This window comes from Streptomyces sp. NPDC003691 (genome assembly GCF_053981115.1).
This window is the reverse complement of record NZ_JBSFNQ010000062.1, coordinates 30,158-45,598: the sequence shown is the minus strand read 5'-3', so window position 1 is coordinate 45,598 and position 15,441 is coordinate 30,158. Positions and strand designations below refer to the sequence as shown.

Here is a 15,441-nt window from a genome sequence, read left to right as displayed (position 1 = left end):
CCGGAGCCGATCTTCGTGCCGGAGGAGATGGTGCCCTTGCCGGTGCCGTAGTAGCGGTAGAGGTCGCCGTTGGCGGTACGGGCGATGAGGTCGGCGTGCCGGTCGCCGTTGAGGTCTCCCGCGCCGACGATGGTCAGGCTCTTCCAGCTGGTGCCGATCCGGCCGGTGCGGGTGAAGCCGCCCGCCTTCGTACCCGCGAAGAGGTACAGGTCACCGGTGGCGGTCTGCCGGGCCACCAGATCCGGGACGCCGTCCGCGGTGAGGTCGCCCGAGTAGGTCAGGCCGTCGAAGGCCGCCCAGCCGGAGCCGATCCTCGTCCGCGGGGTGTCCGGGGTGACGGCCTTGCCGCGCTCGGGGGAGTAGCGGTACAGCGAGCCGTCCTGCTCCGTGACCAGGGTGTCGTTGGCGTTGTCGCCGTCGAGGTCGCCGAACGGGACCAGGGTGGAGGTGGTGGGCCAGACTCCGCCGTCGGCTTTCGCCGAGACCGTACCGGCCGCATTGCCCCGGTAGACGGTGAGCGAGCCGCCGGTGCCGCGGGCGTAGAGATCCGGGTAGCCGTCGTCGCCCGCGTAGTCGCGGCGTACGGCGGGACCGCGGCCGGTGACCTGCACCGTCCCGGTGGCGGCGAGGTCCGCCTGGACACCGTCGGCGGGCTTCGCCGCCAGCGTCCAGGTGTAGGAACCGTTCGCGACGTCCTTCCCGGCGGTGTCCTTGCCGTCCCACTCGGGTGCGATCAGCCCCCTGGCCTCGCCGCCGGAGAGCGTCCGTACCACTGCCCCGGTCGTCCGGTTCTTCAGCGCCAGCGTCCATGACGCCGCCGGCTTCGACAGCCACCAGCGCGGCTTCCAGGCGCCCGCCCTGATGTCCGCGGCGGGCACGTCGGTGTCGATGACGGCGATCCGGGAGGCCGGGACGCCGGACGGGACGATCCGCACCCGGCGGTCCGCGCCCGTGTACGCGGCATGACCACCGAACCGGTCGACGGTCCACCCGGCCCGGCGCGCGGTCCGGTCACCGAGTTCGGTGGCGGTGGCGACGACCCGCCGGGGCAGGTCGGCCTCCTCGGCACCGGCTGGGAACCCGTTGTGGAAGTCGACGAGGGTCAGACCGGCGGCCGACTGCCCGACCAGATAGCCGTCACCGAGGAGCGCGAGGTCGGCACCCAGCTTCAGGGAACGCCCGGTCTGGTGGTCGTAGAGGCCGGCGCCCTTGAAGTCGTGCCAGTAGTCGCTGCACCGCCAGTACGTCCAGCGGCCCACGGCCTGGAGGTCGCTTGGGACACAGCCCGCGTCGAAGGCCGTGGTGACAGTGCCCGTCGAGAGGTCCTTCGTCTCCACCATGGTCGAGACGCCCGACCCGGTGTCGTCCCAGCGGCCGACGGCGCTCCGGAGGGTGCTGCCCCAGACGGCCGACGCGACCGGCTCCCGCTTCAGGACCGTCTTCCCGCTGCCGTCCGCCTCGAAGCGGAGCACCGCCTGCGAGCCGCCCCACGCCTGGTTCACCACACCGAACCGGCCCGAGAGGTCGGCGAGCTGAGGACTGCCGAGCCCGGACGTCACGCCCGGCCCCCACTGCTCGGTGCCGTTCCGGTGGAGCACGGTGACGTCCTGCTCGGTCGCGGCCTTGCGGCCGTGATGCCCGTCGCCGCTCGCGAACATCGTCACGCAGTAGATGCCGTGGGCCGTGCTGCAGCCGTCGTCGTCCCGGCCGGACACCGACATGTCGGTGGTCGAGTTCAGCTCCTCCGGACGGCCGGAGGTCTTGAGCCAGGTGCTCCGGAAGCCGCCGATGATGGTGTGCGGGTCGTAGTACCGCGAATCGTCGGCGGTGGTGAGGATGCCGCTGCCCAGCGCGATACCGGCCGGCTGGGCCTCCCGGTGCTCGATGTCCGCGAGCCGCTTCCGGGCGACGGTTCCGTCCGCGGCGGGGGTGAAGAGGTAGTAGCCCCAGTCGAGCGCGCCGTAGGTGCCGTCCTGCTCGGCGCCCGCCACCAGGACCGAACCGTCGGGCGTACGGTGCACCGAGGGCGCGGCGACGGCGAGCAGCTTCTCCCGGTTCCCCGCGGTGTCGCGCAGGACGAGCGGATTGCCCCGGTAGCCGCCCTCGTTGCCGGCGCTGGGCGGGGTCACGGTGACGAAGCGGTCGCCGAAGCGCCGTACGACATCCCCGTACGAGCTCACATCCCGCAGATCGGCGGTGACCGGCTCCGCGTTCGGATCGTCACGGCGGTACACCTGGGCGGCATCGCCCGACGGAGCACCGAAGTGGAAGACGGTGTCGCGGTCGAAGGACACGCTCTCACCCTGGGTGGAGAGTGTCCTGACCGCACCGGTGGCGAGGTCGACGACCCACCAGCCCTGGGACATCGAGCTGTTCACCCACTTGATGCCCCGGACGGCGACCGACCTGGCGTCCCCTTCACTGATGGTGAGCGTCCACCCCTCGGGCAGCCCCTCGACCTTCTGCTCCTGCACCACGCCGTCCCGCAGCCGCAGCAGGTGCAGCCCCGTCACGGCGTCCGCGGCACCGCTGCGGGTGACGACGGTGTCGCCGTACGCCGCGACATACGTCTGCCCCTCCGGCACCGGAACCGTCCCCAGCTCCGCACCACCGCGCTGCCGCAGCACGACGCGCGGCGACGGGGACTCCGTATACACGGCGACGGTGTCGGAGCCATGACCGAAGTCCGCCGGATACTTTGTGAAGCGGAATTCGTCCACGTCGTAGCGGAGCGGCTGGGGCAGCCGGTCGTCGAGCACGGTCGCCGCACCGGTGGAGTAGTCGATCCACCGGAGCCGGTCGTCGCCCTCCTGCGCGGTGAGGAACCCGGTCTCACCGGCGTTGAGCACGACGGTGGCACGGGGCACATAACGCGCGCCCGGGCTGACCACGACGGGACCTGCGGAATCAGCACGGCCCACGGCGCCCGCCGGCCCCGCGGCGACCGCGGTCCCGGCAGTCACGGCGAGCGCGACGGCAAGAGCGACACGACCGACCGCACGCCGCCGGCGCACGGTCCGTCTGTTCAACGGACGAATCACGAAAGAGCCCCTCCCCAGGGTGAGCGTCGCGGGAGGGGCGTAAACGGAACCGCCTCACGTGCCCGCGAGCGATGGCGACGGTATCAGGGAGGCCCGACGGATCACATCCGGTTTCTGCCCCGGCCGGCCCAGGTCACGTCCGCATTATGGGGAGGTACGGTGACGGGACACGGCTGCCCCGGAGCCGGTCGTGACCTCGATGTCCTGCAAGCCCCGGCGACCCGCTGAGAGAGGCCCGCATCGGATGCCCGCCGACCAGAGGTCCTGGGACACCGCCGTACGCCACCTGTACAGGGACGCGTGCGCGTACATCGCCACCGGGCCCCGCCGTCACGACGACTGGACGTTCGATGTCCTCGCATTGATGGCCCGCGCCGTGCCGGACCCCCGGGGCCGTGCCCGCATCGACGACGCCGCACAGGACCCCGAACGCGCGGGCAACCCCTTCTGGCCCTTCGCCGGCCACCCCCCGGAGTACATGGCGCCGCGCCTCCGGGAGATCGACCGGAACAGCGCCGAGGACCTGCTCCTGGCTCTCACCGAGGGCGGTTGCACCCTGGAGAACCTCCAGTACTTCGAAGAGTCCGCGGAGGAACTGCGGGCAATGGCACAGACGATCCTGGCCCGGTACGGAAACGACGCCACCTACCGAACCAACGTCATCAAGACCGGCAGCCCGTCCGGCACGCTCGACTTCACGCTGAAGACCCTGGGGTACAGCCCCATGACCGTCTTCACCGAGGACTGCGGCCTCGTCGTCGTCTCCGACACCGAGGTCGGCCTCTTCTGGACCTTCAACGACCTGTGACCCGGCACGCGAGGGCGGGGACACCGTACCCGTCTGCTGCTCAGGGAAGTCGGCGAGAGCCCGCATCGAGACAGGGGCAGTGTCTCGTCATACCTTTTCGACGCGCACGGAGTGGCCCGCGAGGAGTTGACTCATATCGTCGGTGTCGGACGTGAAGACGGTCGTCTCGGTTCCCTGCGCCGCTTCCCGCCCGGCCACAGCCGCCAGAACGGCGTCGATGGCGTACTTGTGCCCGTGCAGACCGGCTGTTTTCAGCATCTCGCGTGCCATGGCGATCACCTGGTCATCGGTATGCACGACGCGGATCCGGGACAGCGTCCAGTTCCACAGCGCCTGCCTCGATGTTTCGCGAGGATCCCAGGCTTCCAGGGTCGTGAGTGCCGAGGTGGCGATCGGGATGTCGAGCCGCGGAGCCGTCTTGACCAGCGCAGTGATCTCCCGATCGCCCTGAACAGCCTTGGAGAGAGCCTCGCAGTCGAAAACGAAGAGGCGCTGTCGGGGCCGGTGCAGCTTCGCCCGGGCAGCGCGGCTCACGCGGCCGCGTCCGAGCCCGCATGCTGCTCGTCGTGCCAGCCGTCGATGGCGGCGATGCGATCCAGCGCCGCCTGCTGCTCGTCGTCCGTCACGGCACCGTGTTCGCTTTCGAGACGCTCGGCCAGCTCGCGCAGCCGGTCCATGGCGTCCTGATGAGCGGCGGCAGCTGCGATGTAGCCGGATACCCCACGCGCGTCAACGCGCTCCTTGATGGACTCCACCAGCTCTTCCGGCACAGTGATGGTGATCTTCCGGGTTGCCATACTTGAAGTATGCCAGCTTCTGGTGGCTGTGGCCGGTCGCCGCGGATCCTGATGTACCCGCGCGCCCACCCTAGGGGTGAGGGGCCTGAATATCCTCGACCTGCGGTGCAGGTGGTGCTCCGGCAGGGTTCGAACCTGCGACGCCGCACGGCCATGCCGAGCACGCCTACGATCGCCGTAAGGAGAGCTGATGAACCACAGCACGTGGAGAACACGCCGGGCCCGGCAGCTTGCGGGTGAGGCGGTCGAGTACGACCAGGAGTACGTCGACGCGCGACTGGCCGGTGATCTCGGACAGGCGGTCCACGACCGCCGGATCCAGCTCGGGCTGTCTCAGGCCGAACTGGCCGAGCGCGCCGGGATGACGCAGCCCCAGGTGTCCCGGATGGAGGGCGGTGACACCGTCCCCACCCTTCCGCTGCTGCGACGCCTGGCCAAGGCCCTGGACGGCACCTTGAACCTGGCCATCGACGAGGGCGACTCGCGTGTCACCTTCACTCCGCACGCTGCCTGAGAACGCGCCCGCCTTCCGGGATGCAGGTGGCACGGCCGTGAGCACGACGAAGGGCCGACTCCGGGGATCACCCCTCCGAGCCGGCCCTTCGGTCTGTGCCCCCGGCAGGATTCGAACCTGCGACACCCGCTTTAGGAGAGCGGTGCTCTATCCCCTGAGCTACGAAGGCGTGGTGGAGAACGGTCCTGAAGGGCCGGTACTCCGGGGCGGTGCCGCGCACGCAGGCCCGTACCGCCGCCGACAGTGTAGCGGGTGGCGGATCACCGTGGTGATGCCGTGGGCAGGGGTCCGGCGCGGGTGCGGCTTGACGTGCGGGGGAGGCGGGCCTAGCGTCCGCGCGGTAGTCGGCGGGCGGGGATGCGCCCGGGGACGGGGAGCGGAGGGGTGCCGGTGAGGGGCGAGGGGCTGGTGGCGAGTGGCGGGCCGTTCGAGGTGGCGCGCGGGGGTGACGGGCGGCTGGAGTACGTGAACGCGCCCCGGACCCTCGTCGAGTTCGTCGAGGCCACCTGGGCGCACGGCGACCGGCCGTTTCTGGTCGGGGAGGACACCGTCTGGACCTATCGCGAGTTCTTCGCCGCCGCCACCGCGCTCGCCCGGCGCTTCGCCGGGGAGTACGGGATCCGGCCCGGGGAGCGGGCCGCGGTGCTGATGCGGAACCGGCCCGAGTGGCAGGTGGCCTTCTGGGCCGCCCAGTTCGCCGGGCTGGTCGCCGTACCCCTCAACACCTGGTGGACCGAGAGCGAGCTGGCGTACGTCCTGGACGACTGCGCTCCGGGTCTGCTGCTCGTCGACGAGGAGCAGCTGCCGTCGGTACGGGACCGGGCCCGGAACGGTGGGGCGCGCATCGTGGTCTTCGGGGGGAGTGCGGAGAACGGGGAGGGCGTCGAGCGGTACGAGGACTTTCCCGCGCCCGATCCGTACGGCGCCCCGCCCGCCGTCGAGGTACGGCCCGAGGACGACGCCACGATCATCTACACCTCGGGCACCACGGGCCGCCCCAAGGGCGCCGTCGCCACCCAGCTCGCGCAGGCCGGGGCGGCCGTCCACCCACGGTTCCACGCCGCCGTGGCCGTGCTCGCCCGGGGCGGGGTGCCCGGTGTCGGACCGGCGCCCGTCGCCCTGATGACGTACCCCTTCTTCCATGTCGCCGCCTTCACCCATCTCTACGCGATGATGGCCGCGGGCGGCACGCTCGTCCTGATGCGGGCATGGGACGCGGACACCGCGGTCGCCCTGATCGACCGGCACCGGGTCACCCACTGGTCCGGAGTGCCGGCGACCGCCCTCCAACTGCTCGACGCCGCGGACCGGGCCGGGAGCCCGCTGGCGACGCTCACTCAGCTGTCCACCGGCGGCGCCGCCCCGCCGCCCGTCCTGACGGCCCGGCTGGCCGAGCGGTACGGGACGCGTATCGAGCCCCGTACCGGCTACGGGCTCACCGAGACCAGCGGCGGTGTCCTGGCCCACTCCGGGGACGCCTACCGCGCCGATCCGGCCGCCGCGGGCATTCCCGCCCCCGCCGTCGAGGTGCGCACGGACGAGCACGGCGAGCTGCTGCTGCGCGGCCAGTCGCTGATCCGCGGCTACTGGCGGGACGAGGCGGCCACCGCGGCCGCGTTCACCCCCGACGGCTGGTTCCGGACCGGCGATCTGGGGGTCGTCGGCGCCGACGGCCGGATCGCGGTCGTCGACCGCGTCAAGGACGTGGTGATCCGCGGCGGCGAGAACGTGTACTGCGCGGAGGTGGAGGGCGTTCTGCACGGGCATCCGGCGGTCGCCGACGCCGCCGTCGTCGGTGTCCCGCATCCGGTGCTCGGGGAGGAGGTCGCGGCCGTCGTACGACTCCGGCCGGGCGCCGAGGCCACCGGCGGGCAACTGCGGGAGCATGTGCGGGCCCGGCTCGCGGTGTACAAGGTGCCCGCCCATGTGGTCTTCGGGGATGTGCCGCGCATCGCCACGGGGAAGATCGCGAAGGGGGAGCTGCGGGAGTCCCTGGCGGGGTACGTCTCCGGTGGGGAGGCAGCGAACTGACCCCGACCCCGACCCCGACTCCGACCCTGGTCTGTGGCGATGTAGCGATGTGGCGGCGGGGCGGAGCGGGCGGTGCCCCTGAAGCCGTCAGCCGCGGGTGACCCGGACCGTATAGACGTCCTTCTCCTCCGACACCACCGCGATCTCCACCCCGTTCTTCCGGTCCTTGAACGTCTGGCCCGGCCGGTACGGCGCGTCCGAGAGTTCCGCGTGCACATTGGGGCGTTTGGTGCAGCCGCCGCTGTCGGCGTGGCTGTCGGAGACCGTCACCGGGCCCTGGCCGGTGTCCACATTGGCCTGGACGCGGTAGATGAGGACCCCCGGACGGCAGACGGCGTCGTCGTTGCCCTCCTGGGTGCGGACCTCGACCGCGTATCCGGTGTCGGCCGAGACCGGCACGATCGTCATCTTCGCGCCCCCGGAGGTCGCGAGCGGGGTGAGGCGGTACTCGGCGGTGCCGGGCGCGGCCGCGCAGTGGATCTGCTCGGGGTCCAGCCAGCCCAGCTTCCACTTGTGCCAGCCGAGCAGGTCGTTGTTGGCCCCCCAGTCCTCGGACATGATGTCCCAGTGCCCGACCGTGCCGCCGCCGTCCGCGGTGTAGAGGTCGGGCAGGCCGAAGACATGGCCGTTCTCGTGGGGCAGCACCCGGAAGCCGGTCTCCGCGTACGAGCCGGAGCCGTCGTCCTGGCGACTGTAGACGAAGGACGTGTTCGCCAGGGGTACGCCGTCGGCGACGGGCGCGTCCGGGTTGCCGGAGAACGTCACCGACAGCACGGTGTCCAGCGCCGACGGGCCCGCGTTCGGTGTCACCAATATGTTGACCAGGTCGTACGCGCTGAAGTCGACCTGCGGATCGGCGACCTTCACGATGTCCTCGACGAGATCGCGGTACGCCGGCTCGTACGGGGAACCGCGCTCTATCCCGTACTCGCCGAACGGCAGCGGCATCCGCAGCCAGCCGGTCACCGGGGCCTGGGGGACATAGTCGAGGCGCCCGTACGAGCTGGTCCGGAACCAGTCCGAGGTCTGCGGGAAGAACTCCCCGAGGCGTTCCGCGGCCGTGCCCTCCCCGACCGCGTCCGGGAAGTCGATCATCAGGTTGAGGGCCCGGACCTCGCCGGTGGAGGGGGAGTAGCCGGGAGGGGTCGGCAGGCCCTCGGACATCTGGATGCCGAGGGAGGCCGGCAGATGACAGGGGCCGAGGCCGGAGGCGTCCGGGACGGCGGCGGCCGGGCCCGCGGACGCCCGGCTGGGCGACGGGAGCGGGTCGCTGGCCGTGGTCAGCGCGGCGATGGCGAGGGCCAGGAGGGCGGCGATGCCGCCGATCCGGCGCGGGTGGGCACGGCCCGTGACCCTGACCAGGCGGCCCGACCGGAGCCGTCCGCGGCTGGTGGCGGGCGTCGGCGCGAGGAGGGAGTCCGTGGTGCGGACGGGGCCGGGCGCCCGGCCGGTTCCCCGGCTGGATATCCGGCTGGTCGGGCGTATCCGGCGGCGCTCGTGGTGCATGGGCCCAGCCTCCGGCGGGCGGGGGCGGGACGCTCGTGGAGCAGGGCCGTTCGGGGGGAGGGTGGAGTAGGGACAGGGGGGAGAGGGAGAGGGCGGGCGGGTGGGTGGGTGGGTGGGTCGGGAAGGCCGGGGCGGCCCGGGGCGTACGGGAAGGACCGCCGGTCGTGAGGAGCGGTTCTTCCCCGGGACCGGAAAGTTTGACGCAGGTCACATTCGGTCCGGGAAATAACCGGGGACGGTCTCCCCGTTTGCATCAGTGCCGCCCGGAAACGGGGATCCGGTCCCCGCTTCCTGAGGGCCGGCACCCGGGGAGTCCCGGGCCGATGACCAACAGCACCGAACAGCACCGAACAGCACCGAACAGCAGAGAACGGAACGGACGGCCGAGGGCCGGGAAAGGGGATTGGGCCGTGTGTATCGCCGCCGGTACCGCCGAAGGGGAGGCCGCCGCAGTGAAGGCCGTCCCCGGGTGCGCCCATGACCTGCCGGCCCGTGCCCCGCGTACCCGCCCCCGGGCGGACGCCCAGCGGAACCGCGAGCGGATCGTCCGGACCGCCCGGGACATGTTCACGGTGTACGGGCCGGAGGTCTCGTTCGACGAGATCGCCCGCGGCGCGGGCATCGGGAACGCCACGCTCTACCGCCACTTCCCGGACCGTGCGTCCCTGGTGCACGAGGTTGTGCTCGCGGTCCTCGACCGCACCTGCGAGCTGGCGGTCCGGGCGGCCGCGGAGGAGGACGACCCCTTCGACGCGGTCCGGCGGTTCGTGCACGGCGCCGCCGACGAGCGCACCGGGGCGCTCTGCCCGATGATCCGGGAGACCTTCGACCGGGAGCATCCCGAACTGGTCGTCCGGCGCACCCGTCTGGAGGCGGAGGTGTCGGCCCTGGTCGAGCGGGCGCAGTCGGCCGGGCGGATGCGCGCGGACGTCGGCGCGGGCGATCTGATGGTCGCCATCGGCCAGTTCACCCGCCCGCTGCCCGGCACCAGCCCCGAGAGCAACGAGCCCTTCATCCACCGCCACCTCCAGGTCTTCCTGGACGGCGTCGAGGGGCCGGCCCGTTCCGAACTCCCCGGCAGACCAGCCACCCTGGAGGATTTGCGCAACCACCCCCACCCGCCCTGCAGCCGCTGACCCGACCTGACCTCCGACCCGACCTGACCTCCGACCCGACCTGACCCGACCTCCGAACCGACCTTCTGACCCGACTCGACCCGCCCCGGCCGCGACTCATCGCCGACCGTGACCGGACGGGCCCGGGGCCCGGCGCGTACGGCCCGTTCCCGGGCGTACGGAACGATCCGCCGGACCGGTGGGCGTACACAACGCCGACCTGCCCGCTTTCAGTACTTACGAGAACTTCGCACTCCTAGGTGGCCCCAGCCATGTCAAAAACAGACCGCACCCTTCCCGACACCGCCCTCGCGGATACCGGCCCGGCCGGTGCCGACCCGGCGCGGTGGAAGGCGCTCGTCTTCATCGCGCTCGCCCAGCTGATGGTCGTCCTCGACGCCACCATCGTGAACATCGCCCTGCCCACCGCCCAGGAGGACCTGGGCATCTCCGACGGCAACCGCCAGTGGGTCATCACCGCCTACGCGCTCGCCTTCGGCGGACTCCTCCTCTTCGGCGGCCGGATAGCCGACCTCTGGGGCCGACAGCGGACCTTTATCGTCGGCCTCATCGGCTTCGCCGTGGCCTCCGCGCTCGGCGGTGCCGCCACGGGCGAGGCGATGATGCTCGGCGCCCGCGCCCTCCAGGGCGTGTTCGGCGCGCTGCTGGCGCCCGCCGCGCTCTCGCTGCTCGCCGTGATGTTCACCGACGCCAAGGAGCGCGCCAAGGCCTTCGGTATCTACGGTGCGATCGCCGGTGGCGGTGGCGCCGTCGGTCTGATCCTTGGCGGATTCCTCACCGAGTACCTGGACTGGCGCTGGACCTTCTACGTCAACATCCCCTTCGCGATCGTCGCGGCCGTCGGCGCCTACCTGGTGATCCGGGAGCCCGAGGGCGCCCGTAACCGCTCGGCGCTCGACATCCCGGGCGTCGTGCTGTCCACGCTCGGTCTGGTGGCCCTGGTCTACGGCTTCGCCCGTGCCGAGCACTCCGGCTGGTCGGACGGGCTGACGATCGGCATGTTCGTCGCCTCCGTGGTGCTGCTGGCCGCCTTCGTCGTCACCGAGTCCAAGGTCAAGGCGCCGCTGCTGCCGCTGCGGGTACTGACCGAGCGCAACCGGGGCGGGATCTACCTCTCCCTGGGGCTCGCCATCATCGCGATGTTCGGCCTGTTCCTCTTCCTGACGATCTACCTCCAGGTCGTCGAGGGGTACTCGCCGGTCAAGACCGGTTTCGCCTTTATGCCGATGATCGTCGGCATGATCGTGGGCTCCACCCAGATCGGCACCCGGCTGATGACCCGGGTGCCCGCGCGCTGGCTGATGGGCCCCGGATTCCTGGTCGCCGCGCTGGGCATGCTGATGCTGACCCAGCTGGAGGTCGGCACCTCGTACACGGCCGTGATCCTGCCCGCGCAGCTCCTGCTGGGCCTCGGTATGGGTACGGCCTTCATGCCCGCGATGGCGCTGGCCACCCACGGGGTCGAGCCCACCGACGCCGGTGTCGCCTCCGCGATGGTCAACACCTCTCAGCAGGTCGGCGGTGCCATCGGTACGGCGCTGCTGAACACCATCGCGGCCTCCGCCACCACCTCGTTCATCACCGACCGCGCGGCCGGGGCGGCCGATCCCAAGCTGCTCCAGTTCCAGGGCATGGTGCACGGCTTCACCACCGCGATCTGGTGGGCGGTCGCCATCCTGGTGGTCGCCTCCGCGATCGCGCTGACGATGATCAACGCCGGCAGGCCCGGCGCGGGCGGGGCCGGTGCCGCGTCCGGCGGCGAGGGCGCGGACGCCGAGGTGAAGGTTCCCGTCATCGTGCACTGAGTGCACTGAGTGCACTGAGTACGCCGGATACGCGGGGTGCGCCGGGTACGCCGGGTACGCGGGGTGTGCCGGGTGTGCCGGGTGTGCTGAACGCACCGGGCGCCCGGCGGGCACCGGGCCGGGCGGACCGGTAACAGGCGGGCGGGCCGCGCTCCACCGGGGTGAGCGCGGCCCGCCTCTGCGGTGCCGGAGGTCCGGCCGTGCTGTGCGGTGCCGGATGCGCTGGATATGCCGGATGTGCCGGAGGTTCCGGGGATACCGGTGCGGACGGCAAAGAAGCGGAGGGCCCCGCCGGAGAGATCCGGCGGGGCCCTCCGTGCTGTGCGGCCCTCCGCGCTGTGCGGGCCTTTGTGCCGCGCGGGGCGGCCCGTACGCGGGGGCCGGTGGTCCGGCCCGTGCGCGGGCCGGAGCGGGTCAGCGGAGCCAGGGCAGGTCGGCGCCCGAGTCCGAGGGCTGGAGGCCGTCCGCGATGATCAGCATGATCTCGCCGAGCTGGGCGACCTGCTCGGGGCTGAGCCGGTCGAACATCGCCTGGCGTACGGCGTCGACATGGCCGGGCGCGGCCTCCTCCAGCACCGCGTACCCCTGGTCCGTCAGCACCGCGTTCTGGCCGCGCTTGTCCGAGGGGCAGTCCTCGCGCCGTACCCAGCCCTTCTGCTCCAGCCGGGCGACGGCGTGCGAGAGGCGGGAGCGGGTGATCTTGGCGTCGATCGCCAGGTCGGTCATCCGCTTGCGGCGGCGCGGCGCCTGCGACAGCTGGACCAGCAGCCCGTAGTAGATATGCGGCATTCCGGCGTCCCGCTGCAACTGGCGGTCGAGGTGGTCGTCGAAGAGGGTGGTGGCATGGAGATAGGCGCGCCAGACGCGCTGTTCCTCATCGGTGAGCCAGCGCGGCACCCGGCCGCCCCGGTCCGTGGTCCCGCTCCCGCCTTCACCTTCGCCGTTGCCCTCGTCCTCGTCCTCGTTGACGGGTGCTGTGGATGCCGTGTTCATACCCCTACTCTACGACCCATTCTTGAAAGTTGAACTAAATCGGGTTTAGGGTGGGATGCAGCTTGAACTTTCAAGTTGATTGGAGGCCCCCATGACCGCCGTGTCCGACACCCCCGGCACGTCCCCGGCGGGGCGCATGCCCGCGATCTACCTCTCGCACGGCGCACCCCCGCTCGCCGACGACCCCGTCTGGCCCGGCCAGCTCGCCGCCTGGTCCGCCGAACTGCCCCGGCCCGCCGCGATCCTCATGGTCTCCGCCCACTGGGAGGAGGCACCCCTCGCCGTCGGTGCCACCACCACCCTGCCGCTGGTCTACGACTTCTGGGGCTTCCCCGAGCGCTACTACGGCGTGCGCTACCCGGCGCCCGGCGCGCCCGCCCTCGCCGACTCCGTACGGAAACTGCTGCGCCGCGCCGGAAGCCCGGTCCAGGACGTGCCGGACCGGGGGCTCGACCACGGGGCCTACGTACCCCTGGTGGAGATGTACCCGGACGCCTCGGTTCCGGTGCTCCAGATATCGCTGCCCACACTCGATCCGCAGCGGCTGATGGAGATCGGGCGCAGGCTGGCACCCCTGCGGGACGAGGGCGTGCTGATCGTCGGCAGCGGCTTCTTCACCCATAACCTCGCCGCCCTGCGGCACGAAGGCGTACCGGGCTGGTCCACCGAGTTCGACGCCTGGGGGCGGGAGGCGCTGGACGGTGCCGATATCGACGCCCTCCTCGACTTCGAGCACGCCGCCCCGGCGGGCCGGCTCGCCCACCCCCGTACCGAACACTTCGCTCCGCTCTTCGTCACCCTCGGCGCGGCCGAGGACGAGCTGGGCGCCGGGCGCAGCGTGATCGACGGCTTCTGGTGGGGGCTGGCCAAACGGTCGCTCCAGTTCGGCTGAGCCGCCGGGCCCCGGCGGGCAGGAGGGGGAGGTTTCAGCCCCCCGGGGCCGGGGGACAGGGGGGCGGGTTCAGCGGAACGGTGTGTTCAGGTCGATGGAGCGGACCGCGGCCGTCAGCGCCGTGGCGTCCCCGACGTCCAGCGCCGTGTCCGTGAACTTGATGGTGTGGTCGTCGCCGTGGGCCGCGGCCGCCGCGAAGATCTCCTCCGGGGTCCGGTCCGGGGCGCCGCCCGCACCCTCCCACGGGGCCAGGCCGGTCGGGACGTACGCCGCGGTCACCGCGGCCGAGGCCGCCCAGGCGGCGCCAAGGCTCGGCGCCCACAGCCGCTCGGGGAGCGCGGGCAGGGTCCGCAGCACGGCGTTGGGCGCGGTCGCCGCGTGGACCAGCATCACCGGCTCCGCATGGCCGTGGGTGGCGTACCGGTGCGTCGCGGCGGTCACCAGCTCGCGCAGCCGTGCCCCGGCCTCCCCGGGGGAGACGGGCCCGCCGCCCCAGCCGGGCAGCGCGGTCAGTTGGTCAAGACGAGAGGTGATACCGCCCGACTGGTCCGGTACGGCGGCGACCGCGTCGAGCGCCTCCGCCGCCGTACCGGGCGCGGGGGTGAACCGGAGCCCGGCGGGCAGCGGCGCGTGGCGGGCCGCCCAGTAGCCGAGGGCATGCGCCAGCTCGGCGGTCCGGGGCGCGGTCTCCTCCGTCGTCAGCAGGGTCCGTACGGCATGCCCCACCCGGATCACCGGATGCGTGGCGCCGCCCGCGATGCCCGGCAGCAGCTCGGGCCACCACTCGGCCAGCACCTCGCGCCACGGCCGCTCCGCGACCTCCCGCTCGAAGTGGAGTGCCCAGTCGGTGATCCGGCGGGGGTCTCCGAGGGCCTCGTGCCGGTTGGCGGCGGTGATCCTCTCGTACGGGGCCGGCAGGTCCTCCAGTCTTTCGCGGTAGCGGTCGAGCCACCGGTGGACCGAGCCGGACTCGCCGTGGCGGACCAGGGCCTCGACGGCCATCGGCGCGTGATTGCTCAGCCAGCCGAGGAACTCGGGGCCGGAGGTGTGGATGCGTTCGAGGGCCTCGTCGAGGACGCCGGTGGTGTCGGCGGCGGGCCGGGAGAGGTGCGGGACGGGGCGGGGCTCGGTGCTCATGGCGTGACAGTAGGCGCGCTCCGGAGCGGCCCGTAACGGACCGGGGGCCCAGCGGGGGCGGTCATCGGTCCTACGACCCGGGGACCGGTACCCGGGCTCCTGGACCTGGGGCCTGGGGCCGGTACCCCGGGGGCCGGGCCCGCCCGCCGCGCCCGGCGCCATGCCACGCCGCGGGCCCGCCGCCCCCGGGCGCTACGCCTCGCCGGGGCCGAGCCGCTTCTCGTACCAGGTGATGTCCCAGTAGCGGCCGAACTTCCGCCCGGCCTCGGTGTACGTCCCGACGGGGCGGAAGCCGAAGCGGGTGTGGAGCCGTACCGAGGCGTCGTTCGGCTGGGTTATCCCCGCGTACGCCCGGTGGACGTCCTCGCCCTCCAGCGCCTTGAACAGGTGCTCGTAGAGCGCCGTGCCCACGCCCTTGCCGCCCGCGTCGGGCGCGCAGTAGATGCTGACCTCGACGGATGTCGCGTACGCCGCCTTGGGGCGCAGGGGGCTCGTGGTGACGTACCCGAGCAGGACCTCTCCGGCATCCCGGGCAACCAGAAGCCGGTGGGGGCCGTCTTCAGGGTGGGAGCGCAACCACGGAAGCCGCTCCCCGGGTGTGAAGGGAGCCGTGTCGAAGGTGATGGGCGTCTCTTCGACATAGTGGTTGTAGAGCGCGGTCAGCTCGTTGAGATCGGCCTCCGTACCCGCTCTGACCTGCACCTCTGTGGGCTTCTGCCCGGACCCGATCATGCGACCTCCTCGTGTGGCCGGACAGGGTACTGCAAGATCATAAAAAATG

The 15,441-nt window shown here is 72.1% G+C and carries 13 protein-coding genes and 1 tRNA gene; 6 read left to right on the top strand and 8 right to left on the bottom strand.

Annotation, left to right across the window (positions count from 1 at the left end):
• Positions 1 to 2,891 (bottom strand): FG-GAP-like repeat-containing protein (locus tag ACWDR0_RS25315; RefSeq protein WP_456354048.1); only part of this gene is annotated, 2,891 nt, incomplete at its 3' end.
• Positions 2,892 to 3,285: 394 nt separating this feature from the next.
• On the opposite strand from ACWDR0_RS25315, the gene ACWDR0_RS25310 reads away from it, so the two are divergent.
• The gene (locus ACWDR0_RS25310; RefSeq protein WP_456354047.1) at positions 3,286 to 3,849 is read left to right on the top strand and encodes a hypothetical protein; all 564 of its coding nucleotides are present in this window, start codon (positions 3,286 to 3,288) and stop codon (positions 3,847 to 3,849) included.
• A gap of 87 nt (positions 3,850 to 3,936) precedes the next feature.
• Here the strand turns inward: ACWDR0_RS25310 and ACWDR0_RS25305 are convergent, their stop codons facing one another.
• Together ACWDR0_RS25305 and ACWDR0_RS25300 are read right to left on the bottom strand one after the other, a co-directional pair.
• Positions 3,937 to 4,383: a hypothetical protein gene (locus ACWDR0_RS25305; protein WP_456354046.1), complete on the bottom strand. Its 447-nt coding sequence runs from the start codon at positions 4,381 to 4,383 to the stop codon at positions 3,937 to 3,939.
• A complete protein-coding gene (locus ACWDR0_RS25300; RefSeq protein WP_456354045.1) occupies positions 4,380 to 4,646 on the bottom strand; it encodes a hypothetical protein in 267 nt (88 codons plus the stop codon). Before ACWDR0_RS25300 ends, ACWDR0_RS25305 begins: the two co-directional genes overlap by 4 nt.
• Positions 4,647 to 4,836: 190 nt before the next feature.
• Between ACWDR0_RS25300 and ACWDR0_RS25295 the strand changes: the two genes are divergently transcribed.
• On the top strand, positions 4,837 to 5,160 hold the full coding sequence (locus ACWDR0_RS25295; RefSeq protein WP_456354044.1) for a helix-turn-helix domain-containing protein: 324 nt from the start codon (positions 4,837 to 4,839) through the stop codon (positions 5,158 to 5,160).
• 96 nt (positions 5,161 to 5,256) lie between these two features.
• Here ACWDR0_RS25295 and ACWDR0_RS25290 read toward each other — a convergent pair.
• Positions 5,257 to 5,329, bottom strand: a tRNA-Arg gene (locus tag ACWDR0_RS25290).
• 215 nt (positions 5,330 to 5,544) lie between these two features.
• Here ACWDR0_RS25290 and ACWDR0_RS25285 point away from each other — a divergent pair.
• Positions 5,545 to 7,191, top strand: coding sequence for a class I adenylate-forming enzyme family protein (locus ACWDR0_RS25285; RefSeq protein ID WP_456354043.1), 1,647 nt, complete (start codon positions 5,545 to 5,547; stop codon positions 7,189 to 7,191).
• An 87-nt stretch (positions 7,192 to 7,278) separates the two neighbouring features.
• On the opposite strand, the gene ACWDR0_RS25280 is transcribed toward ACWDR0_RS25285, so the two are convergent.
• Entirely contained in the window at positions 7,279 to 8,697 is a 1,419-nt protein-coding gene (locus tag ACWDR0_RS25280) for a M6 family metalloprotease domain-containing protein (RefSeq protein WP_456354042.1), read from the bottom strand.
• A 416-nt stretch (positions 8,698 to 9,113) separates the two neighbouring features.
• Between ACWDR0_RS25280 and ACWDR0_RS25275 the strand changes: the two genes are divergently transcribed.
• Positions 9,114 to 9,833 carry a TetR/AcrR family transcriptional regulator gene (locus tag ACWDR0_RS25275; protein ID WP_456354055.1) on the top strand — a complete coding sequence of 240 codons (720 nt, stop codon included), beginning with the start codon at positions 9,114 to 9,116 and terminating at the stop codon, positions 9,831 to 9,833.
• Between the two features lie 251 nt (positions 9,834 to 10,084).
• Positions 10,085 to 11,638 (top strand): MFS transporter, encoded by a 1,554-nt coding sequence (locus ACWDR0_RS25270; RefSeq protein ID WP_456354041.1) that lies wholly within the window; start codon positions 10,085 to 10,087, stop codon positions 11,636 to 11,638.
• Between the two features lie 414 nt (positions 11,639 to 12,052).
• Here the strand turns inward: ACWDR0_RS25270 and ACWDR0_RS25265 are convergent, their stop codons facing one another.
• Positions 12,053 to 12,631: a MarR family winged helix-turn-helix transcriptional regulator gene (locus tag ACWDR0_RS25265; RefSeq protein WP_456354040.1), complete on the bottom strand. Its 579-nt coding sequence runs from the start codon at positions 12,629 to 12,631 to the stop codon at positions 12,053 to 12,055.
• Positions 12,632 to 12,722: 91 nt separating this feature from the next.
• Between ACWDR0_RS25265 and ACWDR0_RS25260 the strand changes: the two genes are divergently transcribed.
• On the top strand, positions 12,723 to 13,523 hold the full coding sequence (locus ACWDR0_RS25260) for a dioxygenase family protein (RefSeq protein ID WP_456354039.1): 801 nt from the start codon (positions 12,723 to 12,725) through the stop codon (positions 13,521 to 13,523).
• Between the two features lie 69 nt (positions 13,524 to 13,592).
• On the opposite strand, the gene ACWDR0_RS25255 is transcribed toward ACWDR0_RS25260, so the two are convergent.
• Both ACWDR0_RS25255 and ACWDR0_RS25250 read right to left on the bottom strand, forming a co-directional pair.
• On the bottom strand, positions 13,593 to 14,660 hold the full coding sequence (locus ACWDR0_RS25255) for a questin oxidase family protein (RefSeq protein ID WP_456354038.1): 1,068 nt from the start codon (positions 14,658 to 14,660) through the stop codon (positions 13,593 to 13,595).
• A gap of 192 nt (positions 14,661 to 14,852) precedes the next feature.
• A complete protein-coding gene (locus ACWDR0_RS25250) occupies positions 14,853 to 15,392 on the bottom strand; it encodes an N-acetyltransferase family protein (protein WP_456354037.1) in 540 nt (179 codons plus the stop codon).
• Between the last annotated feature and the right edge of the window lie 49 nt (positions 15,393 to 15,441).

What these genes read in the sequence shown, in the direction of transcription:
- ACWDR0_RS25265 (WP_456354040.1), bottom strand. Translation starts at nt 12,631, where the DNA reads ATGAACACGGCATCCACAGCACCCGTCAACGAGGACGAGGACGAGGGC.
- ACWDR0_RS25260 (WP_456354039.1), top strand. Translation starts at nt 12,723, where the DNA reads ATGACCGCCGTGTCCGACACCCCCGGCACGTCCCCGGCGGGGCGCATG.
- ACWDR0_RS25250 (WP_456354037.1), bottom strand. Translation starts at nt 15,392, where the DNA reads ATGATCGGGTCCGGGCAGAAGCCCACAGAGGTGCAGGTCAGAGCGGGT.
- ACWDR0_RS25280 (WP_456354042.1), bottom strand. Translation starts at nt 8,697, where the DNA reads ATGCACCACGAGCGCCGCCGGATACGCCCGACCAGCCGGATATCCAGC.
- ACWDR0_RS25300 (WP_456354045.1), bottom strand. Translation starts at nt 4,646, where the DNA reads ATGGCAACCCGGAAGATCACCATCACTGTGCCGGAAGAGCTGGTGGAG.
- ACWDR0_RS25295 (WP_456354044.1), top strand. Translation starts at nt 4,837, where the DNA reads ATGAACCACAGCACGTGGAGAACACGCCGGGCCCGGCAGCTTGCGGGT.
- ACWDR0_RS25310 (WP_456354047.1), top strand. Translation starts at nt 3,286, where the DNA reads ATGCCCGCCGACCAGAGGTCCTGGGACACCGCCGTACGCCACCTGTAC.
- ACWDR0_RS25270 (WP_456354041.1), top strand. Translation starts at nt 10,085, where the DNA reads ATGTCAAAAACAGACCGCACCCTTCCCGACACCGCCCTCGCGGATACC.
- ACWDR0_RS25255 (WP_456354038.1), bottom strand. Translation starts at nt 14,660, where the DNA reads ATGAGCACCGAGCCCCGCCCCGTCCCGCACCTCTCCCGGCCCGCCGCC.